We start from the raw sequence: 20,525 nt of genomic DNA, 5'->3' as shown, positions 1-20,525 counted from the left end.
ATGCAAGCCGTACAGCGTGAGATTGCTGAACAGCTCAAGGTCCAAGCGCCGTTTAACGACCAGGCCGCCCTTGAGGCCGAGGTTGCCCGCCGCGTGACCTTTATCCAGGATTGCCTGCGCAATTCCGGGCTCAAAACGTTGGTGCTGGGCATCAGTGGTGGCGTCGACTCCCTGACTGCCGGCCTGCTCGCCCAACGCGCGATGCAGGAACTGCGCGCCAGCACCGGTGATGAGGCCTACCGTTTTATCGCCGTGCGCCTGCCCTACGAAACCCAGTTCGATGAGCTCGACGCCCAGGCCTCGGTGGACTTTATCGAGCCCGACGAGCGTCACACCGTGAACATCGGCCCAGCGGTGAAAGCCCTGGCCAATGAAGTGGCGGCGTTCGAAGGCAAGGCGGCGGTGTCCCGCGATTTCGTGCTGGGCAACACCAAGGCGCGCATGCGCATGGTGGCGCAGTACACCATCGCGGGCGCGGCGGGTGGGCTGGTGATCGGTACCGACCATGCGGCGGAAGCGGTGATGGGCTTTTTCACCAAGTTCGGTGATGGGGCCTGCGATTTGGCACCGTTGAGCGGGCTGGTGAAGAACCAGGTGCGTGCGATTGCACGGCACTTTGGGGCGCCGGAGTCGCTGGTGGAGAAGGTTCCGACGGCCGACCTGGAAGACTTGTCGCCGGGCAAGCCGGATGAAGCGTCCCATGGCGTGACCTACGCCGAGATCGATGCCTTTCTGCACGGTGAGCCGGTGCGTGAGGAAGCGTTCCAGATTATCTGCGAGACGTACCGCAAGACTGAGCACAAGCGGGTCATGCCGTTTGCGCCGTGAAGTGAACCAGATAGGCTGGTGTTGACTGTTAGACCGCTATCGCAGGCAAGCCAGCTCCCACAGTTGACCGGGTTCCAGCATGAGAATGCGGTGGAATGTGGGAGCTGGCTTGCCTGCGATGAACGATGACTCGGTTCAACTGGCCGCCCACAAAAAAGCGCCCTTCAGGGCGCTTTTTTTTCGACCGGCGTCGGCTTACTTAACCGTCACAGTGCCTTTCATCATCGAGATGTGGCCTGGGAACGAGCAGAAGAACGCATAGTCAGTCCCGGCGGCCAGCTTCGACACGTCGAAGGTCACCGAGTCTTTCTCGCCGGCACCGATGATCTTGGTGTGGGCGATGATGCGGGTATCGCCTTCTTTCAGGTAATTCTTGTCGATACCGGCAGCCATACCGTCGCTGGCAACACCAGGCATGTCGGCGGCGGAACTCAGCACCCAGTTATGGCCCATGACGTTTTTCGGCAGGTTGCCGGAGTGAGTCAGCTCGACGGTGAATGTCTTGCAGCTCTTGTCGATTTCAATGGCTTTGGTGTTGAAGGACATCTGGTCAGTGGAGTCGACGGTGACCTTGCACTCTGCAGCAAGCAACTGGCCGCTCGCCAGAGTCAGCAGGGAAACAGCAACGAGTTTGGCAAACATGTGAATCTCCAAGGCAGGGTTTAAACAATACGTCATGCGACAAGGGTGCCTGATACAGGCATAAATTCTTATGATCTGAATCAACAGATTGTATACAACTTTAGGCTATCAGACTGATCAACACAATCAACCAGCCAAAGTACTGCCACCTGCCTATGATCGGCCCATCACCCACTGGAGTCCGAGCCATGCACCTCAATCAACTGTTCAACGGCCTGTTGGCTGCCTACGCCTGCGGTAAGTGAAGGCCAAGCGCACCTTGAAGCTGCTACCATGTCGTCCCAAGGCAGCTGCGTGCCGCCACCCTCACCTTCGACCCTAGAGGATCGCCCATGGCCAAACCTAATTACTCCTTCGCCAAACGTCAGAGAGACTTGGCCAAGGAACAGAAGAAAGAGGAAAAACTGCAACGCAAGAAAGCCGCTGCAGATGAAGAAGCCGGCGCACTGAACCCGGATGCTGAGGGTGATGTTGAAGTAACGAGCGACGCGACCGAAACACCAAAAGATCCGGCTGAATAATTTCCTTTGTGCTGAGCCGGCGCCTCCGGCTCGGCACAATCAACCGTTATTCCAGCGGCATCACCGTCACCCGCACTTCCGGGTCATGGTTCCCCCCTCCCAGAATCACCCCTCGCAACGGCGACACATCAGAGAAATCCCGGCCCCAGGCCAGGGTGATGTGCTCCAGTGCCGGTTGCACATTGTTCGTCGGATCAAAATCCACCCAGCCCGACACTGGGCAATACACCGACACCCATGCATGGGACGCATCGGCGCCGATCAGCCGTGGCTGGCCGGGCGGTGGCTGGGTGAGCAGGTAGCCGCTGATGTAGCGCGCCGCCAGCCCGCGCGAGCGCAGGCAGGCGAGCATCAGGTGGGCGAAGTCCTGGCAAACACCGCGTCGGCGCTCCAGCACCTCTACCAGCGGCGTGGCAACCTGGGTGGCTTCGGCATCGAAGGTGAACTCGCTGAAAATTTTCTCCATCAACGCCTGCACGCCCAGCAACAACGGTTTGCCCGGCGGGAAACAACTTTCTGAAAACTCGACGAAGGTTTTTTTCAGGTGCACGTAGGGCGATTCAAAACGGTAGCGGCAAGCCTCGATCAGCTCAGGGGACATGGCCTGGCTGCTGTAGGTGAGGCTATCGCGGGTCTGGTCCCAGGGCGGCGACTGCCGGAAATCCAATGCCGGCCGCGCCAGCACTTCCACGGTCAGCCCGGCGTTCACCAGCAATTCATCATGGGGTCGCTCAAAGGCCAGGCGCGTTATCGGGTTGCCGAACACATCCAGCTCATCGCGACGTGACGATGGCTGCGGGCTGATCTCCAACTGCTGCGAACTGCAGCGCTGCCAGGCGCACGGCCGAGGCCACAGGTGCGCCAACTGCTGGGCCAGGGACACCGCGCTGTCGTAGTGGTAATGGGTATCGTGGAAAATCTGGTAGCGCGCACTCATCACACCGACACCGTTTGCTGGCTGACATCATCCACATGGGCGAAATGGCGCAAGGCCAGGCGATCCGACACTTGCCCACTCTCATCGGCGACCGCTTGCAGCAGGTCCGCCAGGCCATCCAACGCGGCACGCACACTGGACTCGCCAAACAACGGGTTCTCCAGGCAGCCCAGGTCGAAACGCGCCAAACGTTCGATCAACGGGGCGAGACCGGTTTCCCGAGGCACGCCGAAATCATCGTTGAGCCGCCGCAGGGTACGGCTCACCAGTTTCAATTGGAACAACACCGCATGGGGGTTCTGCTCGTCCAGCAGCAGCAGGTCGAGCACCGGGATCAACTGCGGCACGGCCAGGTAACGCGAGCGGTAGGTGATGCTGCTGTTGCCCAGCTCCAGCAACCACTCCAACCCCGCCTGATCAAACACCGCCACGCCACGCAAAAACGCCGCGAGGCTGCTGCTGAGGAATTGCAGGCGCTCGATGCGCCGGCCCATCATCAAGAAGCGCCAGCCTTCGTCGCGGGTCATGTCGTCCAGGGCAAACCCGGACAGCGCCGCCAGGGACATCACCAGGCGGTTGAGGAAATCCAGCAATTCGCCAAAGTCCGGGGTGTCGCTTTCCAGCTCCATGGCTTCGCGCTGCAGCTCTACCAAGGCCTGCCAGTTCTCCCTGGACAACTTGCCGCGCACCTGGGATGCCGCCCACTGCAAGCGTTGCAGGTTGGCGCGCAAGCTCGACGGCCAGTCGTCACCGAGCAGCGCAGCCAGCAGGCGTTCGGGCAACTCGCCCTCCTCCGGCAGCAGGCGCAGGTTTTCACCCAGCTCGACGGCCGCCTGCAAGGCCAACGGATCGTCGCCGTCCACATAGCGCGCCAGCACGATGCGCAACCAGCGCGCGCTGTCATCACAGCGCTCGCAGTAACGACCAAACCAGAACAGGTTTTCCACCACGCGGGACGGCAGATAAGGATCGCGGCGCACCAGGTCGTGGGCGCCGATCGCGCGCTGCGCGCGCCACTGCTCGCCACCGGCGGCGCGTTCACCCAGCACCCACGTGTCCTTGCTTGCCCCACCGCGCTGCATCGACACCACTTCGGCATCAGCCTCGGCGGCCACCCGCGTCAGGCCACCAGGCAGCACACGGTAACCCTCGGCGCTGGCCACGGCGTACACGCGCATGCCGATGGCGCGGTGCTGCAGGTGGTCATCCACGGTGTGCCATACCGGCGCCTGGGACAATTGCGCCAGTTCCTGGGCGACGTAGGCGTATGGGCGCGCGCGCATGCGCTCGGCCAGGGCCTGGCGTTGTTCATCGTTCAGGTCACGGCCGAATACCGGGGCGAAACTTTGCGACGGAAACGCGGGCTTGATCAGCAGTTCCGGCAGTTTCTCCAGGGCTTCGGCGAGCACCGGTGCTTCACCGCACCACCACGTGGCGATAGACGGCAGGATCAGCGTTTCACCGAACAGGAATTCGTTGATCTTGGGTAAAAAGCCAAGCAAGCCCGGTGATTCCAGCACGCCACTGCCCAGGGCATTGGCCACCAGCACATTGCCTTGGCGCACGGCATCGAGCAGGCCAGGCACGCCGAGGGCCGAGTCGGTGCGCAGTTCCAGCGGGTCGCAGAAATCGTCATCCAGGCGGCGCATGATCGCGTGTACCCGGCGCAGGCCGCTGAGGGTTTTCAGGAACACGGTGCTGTCGCGCACGGTGAGATCGCCGCCTTCCACCAACGGGTAGCCGAGTTGGCGCGCGAGGTAGAGGTGTTCGAAGTAGCTTTCGTTGAAACGGCCTGGCGTGAGCAGCACGATCAATGGCGGCTGGTCATCACTCGGCGCCTGGCGGGCCAGGGTTTCCTGAAGCGTGCGGAAAAAACCGGTGAGGTGCTGCACCTGCAGGTCACGGTACAAGTCCGGAAAGGCACGGGACACGATGGTGCGGTTTTCCAATGCATAGCCAGCACCCGACGGCGCCTGGGTACGGTCGGCGGTGACCCACCAACGGCCATCCGGGGTGCGCGCCAGGTCCACGGCGTACAGGTGCAGGAACGCACCGTCCGGCGGCTGGATGCCCTGGCACGGCCACAGGAAATTGTTATGCCCGAACACCAGTTCGGCCGGCAGTAAGCCCTCTTTGATCAGGCGTTGCGGGCCGTACAGGTCGGCGAGCACGGCATTGAGCAGCCGCGCACGCTGGGCGATACCGGCCGACAGGTGCCGCCATTCGTCAGCGGCCAGCACATGGGGCAGCAGGTCCAGTTCCCACGGACGGTCGGCGCCCTTGGGGTCGGCGTAGACGTTGTAGGTCACGCCGTTTTCCTGGATCTGCCGCGTCAGCAGCGCCTGGCGCTGGGCCAGTTGCGCGGGGGTGCTGCGTTGCAGGTGGTCAAGCAGGCGTCGCCAATGGGCACGTACCGCACCGCTGTCGTCCAGCAATTCGTGATAGGTGCCCGCGGTCAGCGGGTAACGGTCGAGCAAGTCGGACATGGAACGCTCGGCAGGGGCAAGGGGGCTCAGTTTAATTCAAATTCACCGAAATCTAATGTGGGAAGGGGCTTGCTCCCGATGGCAGTGAGTCAGTCAACTCATGTATCGGCTGATTCAGCGCAATCGGGAGCAAGCCCCCTCCCACATTTGTATCGTGTTTAGTCTTTTTTATTGGGGAAACGCCGTAGATCCAGGGTCATCGGCAACTCGTCGTTGATCACCAAGCTTGGCACAGGGAGCTTCCCTGGGCTGTGCCCCAAGCGGAAAAACCGCGCCATGCGCCGGCTTTCGGCCTCGTTGGCATTCACCGGCAAACTGTCGTAATTGCGCCCGCCCGGATGGGCGACATGGTACTGGCAACCGCCCAGCGAGCGTTGCATCCAGGTGTCCAGCAGATCAAACACCAACGGCGCATGCACCGCGATGGTCGGTTGCAGGCAGTTGGCCGGTTGCCAGGCGCGATAACGCACGCCCGCGACGAACTCACCCACGCGCCCGGTCGCGTGCAGCGGCACCGGGATGCCGTTGCAGGTCAGCAGGTAGCGTTGCGGTGGCAGCCCGGTCAATTTGACTTGCAGGCGCTCCAGGGACGAATCCACATAGCGCACCGTGCCGCCCACCGCGCCCTCCTCGCCCAGCACATGCCAGGGCTCCAGGGCCTGGCGCAGTTCCAGTTCGATACCGCTGACGGCATAGTCGCCGACCTTGGGGAAACGGAATTCCAGGTGCGCGGCGAACCATTCGGCGCGCAGCGGGTAGCCGGCCGCGTTGAGTTCGACGATCACGTCGGCGAAGTCCTGCTCGATAAAGTGCGGCAACAGGAAACGGTCGTGCAGCTCGGTGCCCCAGCGCGCCAGCTTCGGTGGTGCATAGGGTTCGCGCCAGAAGCGCGCGACCAAGGCGCGCAGCAGTAGCTGTTGCGTGAGGCTCATGCGTGCGTGGGGCGGCATCTCAAAGGCGCGCAGTTCCAGCAGGCCCAGGCGGCCGGTGGCGCCATCCGGCGAGTAGAGCTTGTCGATGCAGAATTCGGCGCGATGGGTGTTGCCCGTCACGTCGATCAGCAGGTTACGCAGCAGGCGGTCGACCAACCATGGCGGGCATTCTTCGCCGGGTTCGGGCATTTGCGCGAAAGCGATTTCCAGCTCGTACAGCGCATCGTTGCGCGCCTCGTCCACACGCGGCGCCTGGGACGTCGGGCCGATGAACAGACCGGAGAACAGGTAGGACAACGACGGGTGGTTATGCCAGTAGCTGATCAGACTGCGCAGCAGATCGGGTCGGCGCAGGAACGGCGAGTCCTTGGGCGTCGCGCCGCCGAGCACAAAGTGGTTACCGCCGCCGGTGCCGGTGTGGCGCCCGTCGATCATGAATTTCTCGGTGGTGAGGCGGGTTTGCCGGGCCTCTTCGTAGAGGAATTCGGTGCGTTCCACCAACTCATCCCAGGTGGCGGACGGCTGCACGTTGACCTCGATCACACCGGGGTCCGGGGTGACGCGGAAGTTGCTCAGTCGGTTGTCGGCTGGCGGTTCATAGCCTTCCAGCAACACCGGACAGTGCAGTTCCTCGGCCGTCGCCTCGATGGCAGCCACCAGTTCCAGATAGTCTTCGACGCGTTCCAGGGGCGGCATGAACAGATAGAGGCGCCCTTCCCGTGCTTCGGCGCACAGGGCCGTGCGGGTCAGCCAATCGGCGGACTCGTCCACCTTGGGCACGCGTTCATCAACCGGCGCGGGTTCGCCGTGGGTTTGCAGTTGGGAGGTGGTCGGCAGCTCCGGTTGGTCCTGGTTAGGGTCCGTCGGGTGCACAAATGGATATTCCGCCGCCGTCACCCAAGGCTGCGAGGCCAATGGCAGGCGGTAGCCCAGCGGTGAGTCGCCCGGCACCAGGCGGCAATGGTTGTCGCGCAGGTACCAGCGCCCGCTTTGCCAGCGGTCATTGGCCGCCGTGCGCGCCAGGGGCAGCACTTGGCCGATGATTTTATCCAGGCCCTGGGCGAACACTTTGCGCAGGCGTTCGCGCTCCAGGTCATCGCTCAGGCGCGGGTCTTGGGCGGTGACGTTTTGCGGCAGCGCGCCTTCACGCCACAGGTAGTAGAAATTGTCTTCGAAGGCCGGGAACACAAAGCGCGCCGGCAGTTTAAGGCGTTCAGCGACGCTGGCCAGGAAACGCCCGGCCAGCGCGCCGTCCGCCCCATAGTCCTGCTGTTCATCGGCAATCAACGCGCTGTTGTGCCAGATCGGCACACCGTCGCGGCGCCAGTAGCAATTGAGCGACCAGCGCGGCAGCTGCTCGCCGGGGTACCACTTGCCCTGGCCGAAGTGCACCAGGCCCTTGGGCGCGTAGTGCTTGCGCATGCGCTGGAACAGTTCGGCGGACAGGCGGCGTTTATCCGGCCCGAGCGCAGCGGTGTTCCATTCGGCACCGTCGGGGTCGTCGATGGACACGAAGGTCGGCTCGCCCCCCATGGTCAGGCGTACGTCGTCCTTGAGCAGGTCACCGTCGATCTGCCGGCCCAAGGCCTGGATCGCCAGCCATTGGTCTTCGGTGTAGGGCTTGGTGACCCGTGGGGCTTCCCAAATCCGCTCTACCGACATTTCGTGGGTGAATTCGCACTCGCACGGTTCCACCAGCCCACTGATCGGTGCGGCAGACGAGGGATCGGGACTGCAGGCCAATGGAATATGGCCTTCACCGGCGAACAGCCCGGAGGTGGCATCCAAGCCGATCCATCCCGCGCCGGGCAAATACACTTCGCACCAGGCGTGCAGGTCGGTGAAGTCCACTTCCGTGCCGGATGGCCCGTCAAGGGCTTTGACGTCAGCGGTCAGCTGGATCAAATAACCGGAGACAAACCGTGCCGCCAACCCGAGGTTGCGCAGCAATTGCACCAGCAGCCAAGCCGAGTCGCGGCACGAGCCGGAGGCGTTTTCGAGGGTGAATTCCGGCGTTTGCACGCCCGGCTCCATGCGGATCAGGTAGCCGATATCGGCCGCCAGGCGCTGGTTGAGGCCCACCAGAAAGTCCACCGCCGGCAAAGGTGTGCGGTCGATACCCGCCAGGTACGCGGCAAACTTCGGCGTCAGCGGCAGGGTTTCCAGGTACGGCGCCAGCTCGCGCTGTTCATCGGCGGCGTAGCGGAAGGGGATTTTTTCGGCATAGGGCTCGAGGAAAAAGTCGAACGGGTTGAACACCGCCATCTCGGCGACCAGGTCGACCTCAATGCGCAGTTCATCGGTCTTTTCCGGAAACACCAAGCGCGCCAGGTAATTGCCCTGAGGGTCTTGCTGCCAATTGATGAAGTGCTGCTCGGGCAGCACTTTCAGTGCGTAGGACAAAATCCGCGTACGGCTATGGGCAGCCGGACGCAACCGCACAATCTGCGGGCCGAGTTCGACCGCGCGGTCGTAACGGTAATGCGTAACGTGGTGCAACGCGACATGAATCGACACGGCGGCCTCCTGCGAGCCAGGGCATGGACACAAACCGCGCAAGACTTATGCCAGAGCGGCCGTCGTTGCGCTTTATCGTAAGACCCGGTGCAGTACAGCACCAAAACGGCGCCAGCGGGGGGTGCCATGGTGCAAGTAACGCACATATTTGTGGCGTGCGTGTGAGGATCAGTGGTGAATCTACCCAGCTAGCGCGCTTTGTGCGTTGCAATGATGGCTTGGCGCAGCCGTCGCACTTCAACCAGTTTCTGGCGCATTTCGCGGTGACGCCTGCTGTTGAGCAACAGCAATCCCAGCAGGGGGAACAACACGCTCAAGCCATAGGACAGCCAATGCGGACCAAAGGCGATAGTGGGCAGCGCCGCCAGAACACAAAGCGCGAGCAGCATCACCAGCGGCCAGACCCACTTCGGCCGCCCGCGCGCGATCATGAAATTGCACTGCACGATGCCCCACGTCAGCGCGAGGCCACCCAGGAAGGAATACTGGAGGTTATCGTCCAGCGGCAAGCGTGGGAAATAACTGTCGACAATCAGCGGCACCGCAAACACCAGGCTAAACACGGCCGCGAAAATCGCGCCCATGAAGACCGGAAAATAGTGCGCCAGAAAACTACGAATGCTGGGCAGCTCATTCATCGCTCATTTCCTCATACAACCCCACGGCAATGGTGCGCACATTCCCCGAAAGCGCACTGCCGGTAAACCCGATGGCAGCGCTAAGGGCATCCTGTATCTGGGTCACCGTTGCATGCTTGACCTGCGCCGGCGTGAAACGCTTGGTCGCCTCGCCGGACAACTGTTTCAACTTGAGCATTTTGGCGCTCATGCGCGGATCCTGGATGCTGAGCAGCTCCTTCGTCAGCTTGGCACGCTCTTGCCGGTTCAATCCGCGCAGCACTTCCCTCACGCTTTTACCGGTGGTGGCCTGGTTCAACCGCACCAGTTTTACCGTGGTCAACGTCGAGGCACCGACCCCGATCAAAGACGCAGCATCCAGCGCGATCATCGTGTACTGATACCACTCCGAGCTGTCGAGCTTGTCATTTTTGGCGGGATTACTGATCTCATTGCTGACGCGATAGCCACTGGCAAAACACTGGAGTGTGCTGGCGGTGGCAGCGGTATAGCCGATCACCGTCACCACGCTGCTCGCGCCCGCCGTGAACGGCACGGCGACTGTGCCGCTGAGCACCACAAGCCAACCGAGGATCGCGCCTGCACAGGATAGGGAGGTGTTGATCGCCTCTCCCACCAGGCGCGATTCGCGGGGATTGTCCTGCACCTGTTGCGCAAACTGCGCCGGGGCGATGTATTTCTGCGCCTCACGCAAAATAATGCGTTTGGGGGCAATGCTGCAGATCGGCTGGAATTCGCGCAGGGTGACCACGTTGAAATCAGCGTCGATATACACAACACCCGCACCAACAATGCCGGGGTCGGCATCGATGGCGGCGAACAGGCGCGGCAGGTTGATCTGGCTTTCAATGCGCTGGCGCGCCATGAACTGCGAGCGGTTGGTGTCCATGCCGATGCCGGCCAGGGGGTTGCCCATGGGTGTTCTTCCTTGAAAGTGATAGTGGCCGGTGGGGCCTCATCGGGGGCAAGCCCCCTCCCACAGTTGACCGAGTTCCAGCATGAGAATGCGGTCGAATGTGGGAGGGGGCTTGCCCCCGATAGCGATTCAATGGCCGCCACCTTAACAAACAGGCTACCCATCGACTAGAAAGCAAAACGCCAGCACGAGGCTGGCGTTTGGCATGTTCAGGCTGGACTCAACGCGGCACGACCGGCTTGCGCGCAGGCTTGCCGCCCTTGCCCTTGGCCGCATCAGTGCGCTCTTTGGCTGCCTGCTTGTTGCGCGCCTGGGCCGCGGCCTTGGCTTGTTCCCGCTTGTCCCACGGGTTGCTGCCATCGCTGCCGCGAGGTGGCAGGCCAGTGTGCTGGGTGAGGATCTTGGTCGTCGTTTCCTTGGCCACTTTGTGGCTGCCGGCCGGCGTCGAGTTCTTACGACGCGCGCTCTGGTAGCTGTCCGTAGACGGCTGGTGCAGCGGGATCAACTGGTCCTTACCCGGCCCGATCAGGTCGGCGCGACCCATGCGGGTCAACGCTTCACGCAGCATCGGCCAGCCTTTCGGGTCGTGGTAGCGCAGGAAGGCCTTGTGCAGACGGCGCTGTTCTTCGCTCTTGACGATGGTCACCGCGTCACTCTTGTAGGTGACCTTGCGCAGCGGGTTCTTGCCCGAGTGGTACATCGCGGTGGCAGTGGCCATCGGCGACGGGTAGAACGCCTGCACTTGGTCGGCGCGGAAGCCGTTACCCTTGAGCCACAGGGCCAGGTTCATCATGTCTTCATCGGTGGTGCCCGGGTGGGCGGCGATGAAGTAAGGAATCAGGTACTGCTCCTTGCCCGCTTCCTTGGTGTACTTCTCGAACATGCGCTTGAACTTGTCATAGCTGCCAATGCCCGGCTTCATCATCTGGTTGAGCGGACCTTCCTCGGTGTGTTCCGGGGCGATCTTGAGGTAGCCACCGACGTGGTGGGTGACCAACTCTTTGACGTACTCCGGCGACTCAACGGCCAGGTCGTAGCGCAGGCCGGAGGCGATCAGAATCTTCTTCACACCCGGCAATGCACGAGCGCTGCGGTACAGCTGGATCAACGACGAGTGGTCGGTGTTCAGGTTCGGGCAGATGCCAGGGAATACGCACGACGGCTTGCGGCACGCGGATTCGATCTCAGGGCTCTTGCAGGCGATGCGGTACATGTTCGCGGTCGGGCCGCCGAGGTCGGAGATCACGCCGGTAAAACCTGGGACCTTGTCGCGGATCTCTTCGATTTCGCGAATGATCGACTCTTCGGAACGGTTCTGGATGATGCGACCTTCGTGCTCGGTGATCGAGCAGAACGTGCAGCCGCCGAAGCAGCCACGCATGATATTCACCGAGAAACGGATCATGTCGTAGGCCGGGATTTTTTCCTTGCCGTACGCCGGGTGCGGGACGCGGGCGTAAGGCATGCCGAACACGTAGTCCATTTCTTCGGTGGTCATCGGAATCGGTGGTGGGTTGAACCACACGTCGACTTCACCGTGCTTCTGCACCAGGGCGCGGGCGTTGCCTGGGTTGGTTTCCAGGTGCAGCACGCGGTTGGCGTGGGCATAGAGCACCGCATCACCACGGACTTTTTCCACCGATGGCAGGCGTATCACGGTCTTGTCGCGGGTCATGCGCGGGCTGGCCAGGATCTGCACGACCTTGGCTTCTTCCGGATCATCAACCGGACCCTTTTCCTGCTCGATGGCGCAGGCCTGGGTGTCCTGGGTGTTGACGTACGGGTTGATGATCTTGTCGACCTTGCCCGGACGGTCGATACGCGTGGAGTCCACTTCGTACCAACCGGCAGGCGTATCACGACGAATGAACGCGGTGCCGCGCACGTCGGTGATGTCTTCGATCTTGTGGCCCCACGACAGGCGCTGGGCAACTTCGACGATAGCGCGCTCGGCGTTGCCGTACAGCAGGATATCGGCGGTGGCATCGATCAGGATCGAGTTGCGCACACGGTCCTGCCAGTAGTCGTAGTGGGCGATGCGGCGCAGGGAGGCTTCGATGCCGCCGAGTACGATCGGCACGTTCTTGTAGGCTTCCTTGCAACGCTGGCTGTACACCAGGCTCGCGCGGTCCGGGCGTTTGCCGGCCATGCCGCCGGGGGTGTAGGCGTCGTCGGAACGGATTTTCTTGTCGGCGGTGTAGCGGTTGATCATCGAGTCCATGTTGCCGGCCGCGACACCGAAGAACAGGTTCGGCTCGCCGAGCTTCATGAAGTCGTCTTTGGACTGCCAGTTCGGCTGCGCAATGATCCCGACGCGGAAGCCCTGGGACTCCAGCAGCCGGCCGATGATCGCCATGCCGAACGACGGATGGTCAACGTACGCATCACCGGTGACGATGATGATGTCGCAGGAATCCCAGCCAAGCTGATCCATCTCCTCCCTGCTCATCGGCAGGAATGGCGCAGGACCGAAACATTCGGCCCAGTACTTGGGATAGTCAAATAACGGCTTGGCTGTTTGCATGACGGTGACCGGTGTTGAGATGAAAAATCGCGGGCGCGGAATATAGCACAAATTTTGACCAATTCCGACGGTAATGGTCGGAATTGAGCAGACGGGTTACTCGTCGTCGTCGAAGTTGTAGCTGCCCGGCGCAAGGTTTTCGAAGCGGGTGTACTTACCAATGAAGGCCAGCCGGATAAACCCGATGGGGCCGTTCCGCTGCTTGCCGATGATGATCTCGGCGATGCCCTTGTGCTCGGTCTCGGGGTGGTACACCTCGTCGCGGTACACGAACATGATCACGTCGGCGTCCTGCTCGATCGCTCCGGATTCCCGCAAGTCGGAGTTCACCGGGCGCTTGTTGGGACGTTGTTCCAGGGAACGGTTGAGCTGCGACAACGCCACCACCGGGCAGTTGAATTCCTTGGCCAGGGCTTTGAGGGACCGGGAAATTTCGGAAATTTCATTGGTCCGGCTGTCACCGCTGGAGCCCGGGATCTGCATCAACTGCAGGTAGTCGATCATGATCAGCGCGATGTCGCCGTGCTCACGCACCAGGCGGCGGGTGCGCGCGCGCATTTCCGAGGGGCTGATACCGGCGGTGTCATCGATAAACAACTTGCGATCGTTGAGCAGGTTGACCGCCGACGTCAGGCGCGGCCAATCGTCGTCTTCCAACTGGCCGGAACGCACCTTGGTCTGGTCGATACGGCCCAGGGACGAGAGCATCCGCATGATCAACGATTCACCTGGCATCTCGAGGGAGTACACCAGGACGGTCTTGTCGCTGCGCAATACGGCGTTTTCCACCAGGTTCATCGCAAAGGTGGTCTTACCCATGGACGGACGGCCGGCGACGATGATCAAGTCGGAAGGCTGCAGGCCACTGGTTTTCTCGTCCAGGTCGGCATAACCGGTGGAAATCCCGGTAATCGCGGCATCGGTGTTGAACAGCGTATCGATGCGGTCGATGGCCTTGGTCAACAGGTCGTTGACGCTGACCGGGCCGCCGGTTTTCGGGCGCGCTTCGGCGATCTGGAAGATCTGGCGCTCGGCTTCGTCGAGGATCTCGGCGGCGGTGCGGCCTTCGGGGTTGAAGGCGCTGTCGGCGATCTCGGTGCTGATGCCGATCAACTGCCGCAGGGTGGCCCGCTCACGGACAATCTGGGCATAGGCCTTGATGTTGGCGACAGAGGGCGTGTTTTTCGCCAGTTCGCCCAGATAGCCCAGGCCGCCAACTTGGGAGGTCTGGCCTTCCTTGTCCAACTGCTCGGCCAGCGTCACCACGTCGATCGGCGAGTTCTGGTCGGCCAGCTTAGCGATGGCCCGGAAGATCAGGCGGTGGTCATGACGATAGAAATCACCGTCCGAGACTTGATCCAGCACGCGTTCCCAGGCGTTGTTGTCCAGCATCAAACCACCGAGCACGGCCTGTTCGGCCTCGATGGAATGCGGCGGCACCTTCAGGGCAGCGGTTTGCAGATCGTATTGCTCAGGAGCTGAAATATCGTTCATGGCCACTTGGAATTAGGGGTGTGTAGAAAAACAAAAGGCACGACCTGTAAACAGGATCGTGCCCGATGTTAACTGCCTGACACGCGAGGTGCCAGTCAGTTAGTGCTGCTTAAGCTGCTACCACGACAACGCGTACGGTGGCTTCAACTTCGGCGTGCAGGTGCACGGCTACGTCGAATTCGCCTACGTTGCGGATGGTGCCGTTCGGCAGACGAACTTCGCTCTTCTGCACTTCAACGCCGGAGGCGGTCAGTGCATCAGCGATGTCGTGGGTGCCGATCGAACCGAAAAGCTTGCCTTCGTCACCGGCGGTGGCAGTGATAGTCACTTCCAGCTCAGCCAGTTGGGCAGCGCGAGTTTCGGCCGAAGCTTTTTTGTCTGCTGCTGCTTTTTCCAGCTCAGCACGACGCTCTTCAAACGCAGCCAGGTTGGCAGCGGTTGCAGCGGTGGCTTTGCCGTAAGGCAGCAGGTAGTTACGACCGTAACCGGCCTTAACGTTCACTTTGTCGCCCAGGTTGCCCAGGTTGGCGACTTTTTCCAGAAGGATCAGTTGCATGTGAAAATCCTCTAACTTTTAACCTTCACCGTTCGCGTTATCGGCGTCTTTCGGCGCCAGACGACCGCGAAAATCAATCAGGCCGTCGACAATGGCCAGAACCACGAGTAACGGATAGATCAGCTGCATGAACAGCAACATCGTTACGTACATCCCCACCAGCCAAAACTTGGCCAGGCGCTTCTGCGCGACCAGCCCATGAATCAGGGCCAGCCCGGCAAACACCAGCGGTACGCTGCAAAACAGCACCATCAAGGCCATCTGCGAACCGAGGTTCGGCCCGATAACCATGAGAGCCAGCAGCAACATCGCCGGGCCCACGGGGATTCTGATACTGCGAAATTCGCGACCAAAACCACCCGGGTTGTACAACAACGCCTGCCAATATCGCCCAAGCATCAGGCTCAGCACGCTGACGATCTGCATCATTACCGCCATCAGGCCGATCAGGGCCGGTGCAATCAGTGTTGCCAGTCGCGCTCGCTCTTCTACCGACAGCTGCTGGTAGAGTTCCCCGAGGGCCATCGGCAGGATCTTGACGATCTCTTGCGACAGCGCCTCGATTTGCGGGCGGAAAGCCGCGTCAATCAACACCGAAAACACCAACCCCAATGCCACGCTGACCAGCAGCGTGCGGACCCAGGACTCACTTGCGCGTAAAACCAACGCAAGGCTCGACGACCCCAGCAGTACCAAAAGTACCTTGGGTTCGCCCAATTGCAGCCACCAGATCAAGGCGGCCAGCAACCCCAGGGCCAGGACGCCAAAGGCGTCCCGCAAACCGCGCCGCAGGAGCACAAGGCATCCAGCGGCAGCACCCAACCAATACAACAACGGCAATGCTGCACATCCAGCCACTACCAGAGTGGCCTGCACGCGACCGCGCATGATGAACTCAGCTAAGGCGCGCATGCATTCAATCCCTTACTACTTGTCGACTGCCCGGTCTCAGCGGCCGTGGCTGTCGGTGTAGGCCAGCAGGGCCAGGAAGCGGGCGCGCTTGATAGCGGTGGCCAGCTGACGCTGATAACGTGCTTTGGTACCGGTGATACGGCTTGGAACGATTTTGCCGGTCTCGGATACGTAGGCTTTCAGAGTGTTGAGATCTTTGTAATCGATCTCTTTCACGTCTTCAGCGGTGAAGCGGCAGAATTTACGACGACGGAAGAAACGTGCCATTTGATAGGCTCCTTAAAAGGTCCGTGGATTACTCGTCAGCGTTATCGCTGTTGTCGCTGTCATCACTGTCAGCGCTATCAGCGCCTTCGTGCTCAGGACGGTCGCGACGCTCACGGCGCTCACTGCGGTTTTCTTCAGCCTTGAGCATCTCGGATTGGCCGGTAACGGCTTCTTCGCGACGGATGACCAGGTTACGGATCACTGCATCGTTGTAGCGGAAGTTGTCTTCCAGCTCGGCCAGGGCCTTGCCAGTGCACTCAACGTTCAGCATCACGTAGTGAGCCTTGTGAACATTGTTGATTGCGTAGGCCAGTTGACGACGGCCCCAATCTTCCAGACGGTGGATTTTGCCGCCGTCTTCTTCGATCAGCTTGGTGTAACGCTCAACCATGCCGCCGACTTGCTCGCTTTGATCCGGGTGGACCAAAAAGATGATTTCGTAATGACGCATGAATGCTCCTTACGGGTTGTAGCCTGCCGCTCAAAAACGGTCAGACAAGGAGTGAATGACACTTATGGATCTTGCCGCAGGGAGGCACATCGGTGCCCGCCAGGAAGGCAAGGGGCGCAATTGTAGAGAAGGGGGAGGAAGCGCGCAAGGTGATTGGTGATTATTTGAACAATCCCCCCCCAAACACCACAAACGCAAATGTGGGAAGGGGCTTGCTCCCGATTACGGAGGATCAGCCACATTATCTGCAACCGAGACACCGCTATCGGGGGCAAGCCCCCTCCCACATTGAGTCTTGCGCCAGGCCTGACTACTTCTTGGTCTTGGCCTTGGCACCCCGTTGGCGCCGGGCTTCGAACAGGCACACGCCGGTCGCGACCGACACGTTGAGGCTGCTGACACTGCCGGCCATCGGCAAATGCACCAGGTAGTCGCAATGCTCGCGGGTCAGGCGACGCATGCCCTTGCCTTCTGCACCCATGATCAGGATGGTCGGGCCGGTGAGGTCCTGGTCATAAATGCTGACCTCAGCCTCCCCCGCCGTGCCCACGACCCACAGGCCGCGTTGCTGGAGCTTCTCCAGGGTGCGCGCCAGGTTGGTCACGGCGACCAGCGGAATCACTTCGGCCGCACCGCAGGCGACTTTACGCACAACCGGCGTCAGGGTCGCCGACTTGTCTTTAGGCACGATCACCGCCAACGCGCCGGCAGCATCCGCCGAACGCAGGCAGGCGCCGAGGTTGTGCGGGTCGGTCACGCCGTCCAGCACCAGCAACAGCGGCGCGCCTTCGGTGCGGTCGAGCAGCTCGTCGAGCATGGCTTCGCCCCAGACCTGGCTAGGACTGACGTCCGCCACCACACCCTGGTGAACGCCTTCAACCCACACGTCCATTTCACGACGCTCGGCCTGGCCGATGGCAACTTTGTTTTGGGTGGCCAACTCGACCAGCGCTTGCACGCGCGGCTCGCTGCGACCTTCTGCCAACCACACTTGCTTGACGCGTTTAGGGTGGTGACGCAGCAGTGCTTCTACGGCGTGTACGCCGTAGATTTTTTCCAGACTCATGACTTGGCCTTAGGTTTGCGCGACCCGCCGCTTTTCGCGGGAGCCGAACCCGCCTTGGGCGGGCCTTTACGGTGTTTACTTGGCTTGCTCGACGGTTTTTCCGCCTCGCGGGACTTTCCCCCAGACGCCGCTTTACCACCGCTTTTGGCTTCGTTGAGCAACTGCTGCTTCAACTCACGGCTCTTGCGCAGCTCGGCGTTCTTCGCCGCTGCGTCGCTTGGGCGGTAGGCTTCTGGGGCCTTGTCCTTGGCAGAAGAACGACGACCGGCCTTGGCTGGCGCAGGCTCGGCAGCCGCTGCTTTCACAGGAGCGCCCTTGCCTTTGCTGGCTGGCGCAGCAGGTTCGCTGCCACGCTTTTTACGGCTGTTCGGCGCTTCGGCGGGTTTATCAGGCATGCCGAAATCGATCTTGCGCTCGTCGAGGTCGACGCGCATGACCTGCACTTCAACCGTGTCGCCCAAGCGGAAGCTGCGACCGGTGCGCTCGCCCGCCAAGCGGTGATGCACAGGGTCGAAGTGGTAGTAGTCGCCCGGCAAGGCGGTGACATGCACCAGACCCTCGACGTAGATATCGGTCAGCTCGACGAACAGACCAAAGCCGGTCACGGCTGTGATCACACCTGGGAACGACTCGCCCACGCGGTCTTTCATGAACTCGCACTTGAGCCAGTTCACGACGTCACGGGTGGCTTCATCGGCGCGGCGCTCGCTCATGGAGCACTGCTCGCCCAACTGTTCCAGGGCCGCTTCGTCGTACGGATAGATCCGTGCCTTCGGAATGGTCATGGCACCGGCGCGCTGGACGTGCGGGGTGTTCTGCTTGGAGTGGATCACGCTGCGGATCGCGCGGTGCGTGAGCAGATCCGGGTAACGGCGAATCGGCGAGGTGAAGTGGGTGTACGCCTCGTAATTCAGGCCGAAGTGGCCCTGGTTGTCAGCGCTGTACACCGCCTGGCTCAGGGAGCGCAGCATGACGGTCTGGATCACATGGTAATCCGGACGGTCCTTGATGCTCGCCAGCAATGCCTGGTAATCCTTCGGCGTCGGGCCGTCCTTGCCTTTGTGCAGGGACAGGCCAAGCTCACCGAGGAACGCACGCAGTTTTTCCAGACGCTCCGGCGGCGGACCGTCGTGTACACGGTACAACGCAGGGATCTCGTGCTTCTTCAGGAATTCAGCGGTGGCCACGTTGGCCGCCAGCATGCATTCCTCGATCAGCTTGTGTGCGTCGTTGCGCGTGGTCGGGGTGATGGCGGCGATTTTGCGCTCGGAACCGAAGACAATCCGGGTTTCCTGGGTTTCAAAATCGATCGCACCCCGCACATGACGTGCGCCCAACAAGACTTTGTACAAAGCGTAAAGCTGCTTGAGGTGCGGCACGACATGCCCGTACTCGCCACGCAGCGCTTTGGCTTCGCTGGTTTTTGGCTGTTCCAGGATGGTGCTGACCTTGTTGTAGGTCAGGCGCGCCTGGGAATGGATCACCGCTTCGTAGAACTGGTAATCGGTCATTTCGCCGGTTTTCGAGATGGTCATCTCGCACACCATGGCCAAACGGTCGACTTTCGGGTTCAGGGAGCACAGGCCGTTGGACAGCTGCTCAGGCAGCATCGGGATCACGCGCTCAGGGAAATACACGGAGTTGCCGCGTACCTGCGCCTCGTTGTCCAGGGCCGAACCGATTTTCACGTAGCTGGACACGTCGGCAATCGCGACGAACAGCTTCCAGCCGCCGGAGAACAGGCGCAGCTTGCCAGGCTTGGCTTCGCAGTAGACCGCATCGTCGAAGTCGCGGGCATCTTCGCCGTCGATGGTGACGAACGGCAGATGGCGCAGGTCGATGCGTTTTTCTTTGTCTTTCTCTTCAACTTCCGGCTTGAGCTTGGCGGCTTCTTTCAGCACAGCCTCAGGCCAGACGTGAGGAATATCGTAGGTGCGCAGCGCGACGTCGATTTCCATGCCCGGCGCCATGTAGTTGCCGACCACTTCAACGATATCGCCTTGAGGCTGGAAGCGTGCCGTTGGCCAGTGGGTGATTTTCACCTCTACGAACTGGCCGACCTTGGCGGCGCCATTGCGGCCCGGGGTAATCAGCACTTCCTGCTGGACCTTCGGGTTATCCGGCACCACAAAGCCGATGCCGCCTTCTTCGAAGTAACGGCCGACGATGGACTCGTGGGCACGGGACACCACTTCGACGATCACACCTTCGCGACGACCGCGACGGTCCAGGCCCGACACGCGTGCCAGCGCACGGTCGCCATCGAACACCAGGCGCATTTGCGCCGGGCTCATGAACAGGTCGTCACTGCCGTCGTCCGGGATCAGGAAGCCGAAGCCGTCACGATGGCCGGCAATGCGGCCCAGGATCAGGTCGAGCTTATCCACCGGCGCGTAAGTACCACGGCGGGTATAGATCAGTTGAGCATCGCGCTCCATGGCACGCAAACGGCGGCGCAGGGCTTCGAGCTGGTCTTCGGTGGTCAGACCGAACTCTTCAACCAGCTGCTCGCGGCTAGCAGGCGAACCCCGATCGGCGAGGTGCGCCAGGATCAGTTCGCGGCTAGGAATAGGGTTTTCATATTTTTCCGCTTCACGAGCGGCCTCGGGATCGAGGGACTGCCAATCGGCCATTAGAGAGTTTTCACCTTGTCTATATGCGGGTTAGTTTGGCATACGCGTATTGAAACGGGAAATTTCAGACGTCAACAAGCCTTTTAAAGCCCCCAGCGCACACCTTGCACGACCACTGGCGAAATTTTCCAGGCTTTTTTCATGGCGGGGGTTTACAGCTTAAAATCCCCTCCGTATAGTGCGCGCCATCGACGACGGCAACGTT

Annotated in this window: 16 protein-coding genes; 2 read left to right on the top strand and 14 right to left on the bottom strand. The window is 61.3% G+C overall.

Annotation, left to right across the window (positions count from 1 at the left end):
• Positions 1-828, top strand: a complete 828-nt coding sequence (gene nadE / locus ACI512_RS06080; RefSeq protein ID WP_064053969.1) for an ammonia-dependent NAD(+) synthetase — start codon at positions 1-3, stop codon at positions 826-828.
• 195 nt (positions 829-1,023) lie between these two features.
• On the opposite strand, the gene azu is transcribed toward nadE, so the two are convergent.
• Complete coding sequence (gene azu / locus ACI512_RS06075) at positions 1,024-1,470, bottom strand: azurin (RefSeq protein ID WP_046033930.1); 447 nt, start codon at positions 1,468-1,470, stop codon at positions 1,024-1,026.
• Positions 1,471-1,802: 332 nt separating this feature from the next.
• Between azu and ACI512_RS06070 the strand changes: the two genes are divergently transcribed.
• Positions 1,803-1,991: a hypothetical protein gene (locus tag ACI512_RS06070; RefSeq protein WP_043204701.1), complete on the top strand. Its 189-nt coding sequence runs from the start codon at positions 1,803-1,805 to the stop codon at positions 1,989-1,991.
• 46 nt (positions 1,992-2,037) lie between these two features.
• On the opposite strand, the gene ACI512_RS06065 is transcribed toward ACI512_RS06070, so the two are convergent.
• The 13 genes from ACI512_RS06065 to rnr form a co-directional block, all read right to left on the bottom strand.
• Positions 2,038-2,928, bottom strand: a complete 891-nt coding sequence (locus ACI512_RS06065; protein WP_043204700.1) for a transglutaminase family protein — start codon at positions 2,926-2,928, stop codon at positions 2,038-2,040.
• Positions 2,928-5,414: a circularly permuted type 2 ATP-grasp protein gene (locus ACI512_RS06060; protein WP_012721931.1), complete on the bottom strand. Its 2,487-nt coding sequence runs from the start codon at positions 5,412-5,414 to the stop codon at positions 2,928-2,930. Before ACI512_RS06060 ends, ACI512_RS06065 begins: the two co-directional genes overlap by 1 nt.
• Positions 5,415-5,572: 158 nt before the next feature.
• The gene (locus ACI512_RS06055) at positions 5,573-8,863 is read right to left on the bottom strand and encodes a DUF2126 domain-containing protein (RefSeq protein ID WP_064053972.1); all 3,291 of its coding nucleotides are present in this window, start codon (positions 8,861-8,863) and stop codon (positions 5,573-5,575) included.
• Positions 8,864-9,051: 188 nt separating this feature from the next.
• The gene (locus tag ACI512_RS06050) at positions 9,052-9,501 is read right to left on the bottom strand and encodes a hypothetical protein (RefSeq protein ID WP_236380897.1); all 450 of its coding nucleotides are present in this window, start codon (positions 9,499-9,501) and stop codon (positions 9,052-9,054) included.
• Complete coding sequence (locus tag ACI512_RS06045; protein WP_236380899.1) at positions 9,494-10,417, bottom strand: NAD synthetase; 924 nt, start codon at positions 10,415-10,417, stop codon at positions 9,494-9,496. Before ACI512_RS06045 ends, ACI512_RS06050 begins: the two co-directional genes overlap by 8 nt.
• A gap of 220 nt (positions 10,418-10,637) precedes the next feature.
• Positions 10,638-12,941 (bottom strand): YgiQ family radical SAM protein, encoded by a 2,304-nt coding sequence (locus ACI512_RS06040; protein WP_012721927.1) that lies wholly within the window; start codon positions 12,939-12,941, stop codon positions 10,638-10,640.
• A gap of 96 nt (positions 12,942-13,037) precedes the next feature.
• Entirely contained in the window at positions 13,038-14,435 is a 1,398-nt protein-coding gene (gene dnaB, locus ACI512_RS06035; RefSeq protein WP_012721926.1) for a replicative DNA helicase, read from the bottom strand.
• A gap of 109 nt (positions 14,436-14,544) precedes the next feature.
• Positions 14,545-14,991, bottom strand: coding sequence for a 50S ribosomal protein L9 (gene rplI, locus ACI512_RS06030; RefSeq protein ID WP_003171376.1), 447 nt, complete (start codon positions 14,989-14,991; stop codon positions 14,545-14,547).
• A gap of 18 nt (positions 14,992-15,009) precedes the next feature.
• Entirely contained in the window at positions 15,010-15,903 is an 894-nt protein-coding gene (locus ACI512_RS06025; protein ID WP_012721925.1) for a hypothetical protein, read from the bottom strand.
• 36 nt (positions 15,904-15,939) lie between these two features.
• Entirely contained in the window at positions 15,940-16,170 is a 231-nt protein-coding gene (rpsR, locus tag ACI512_RS06020; protein WP_002551829.1) for a 30S ribosomal protein S18, read from the bottom strand.
• 28 nt (positions 16,171-16,198) lie between these two features.
• The gene (gene rpsF / locus ACI512_RS06015) at positions 16,199-16,621 is read right to left on the bottom strand and encodes a 30S ribosomal protein S6 (protein WP_003236224.1); all 423 of its coding nucleotides are present in this window, start codon (positions 16,619-16,621) and stop codon (positions 16,199-16,201) included.
• Between the two features lie 310 nt (positions 16,622-16,931).
• Positions 16,932-17,687: a 23S rRNA (guanosine(2251)-2'-O)-methyltransferase RlmB gene (gene rlmB, locus ACI512_RS06010; RefSeq protein WP_012721924.1), complete on the bottom strand. Its 756-nt coding sequence runs from the start codon at positions 17,685-17,687 to the stop codon at positions 16,932-16,934.
• Positions 17,684-20,320, bottom strand: a complete 2,637-nt coding sequence (rnr, locus tag ACI512_RS06005; RefSeq protein WP_064053978.1) for a ribonuclease R — start codon at positions 20,318-20,320, stop codon at positions 17,684-17,686. Before rnr ends, rlmB begins: the two co-directional genes overlap by 4 nt.
• Positions 20,321-20,525 lie beyond the last annotated feature (205 nt).

It is taken from the genome of Pseudomonas petroselini (genome assembly GCF_045037875.1).
GTDB lineage: Bacteria > Pseudomonadota > Gammaproteobacteria > Pseudomonadales > Pseudomonadaceae > Aquipseudomonas > Aquipseudomonas petroselini.
Note: the sequence above shows the minus strand (reverse complement) of the source record. Positions and strands in the feature narration are given on the sequence as shown.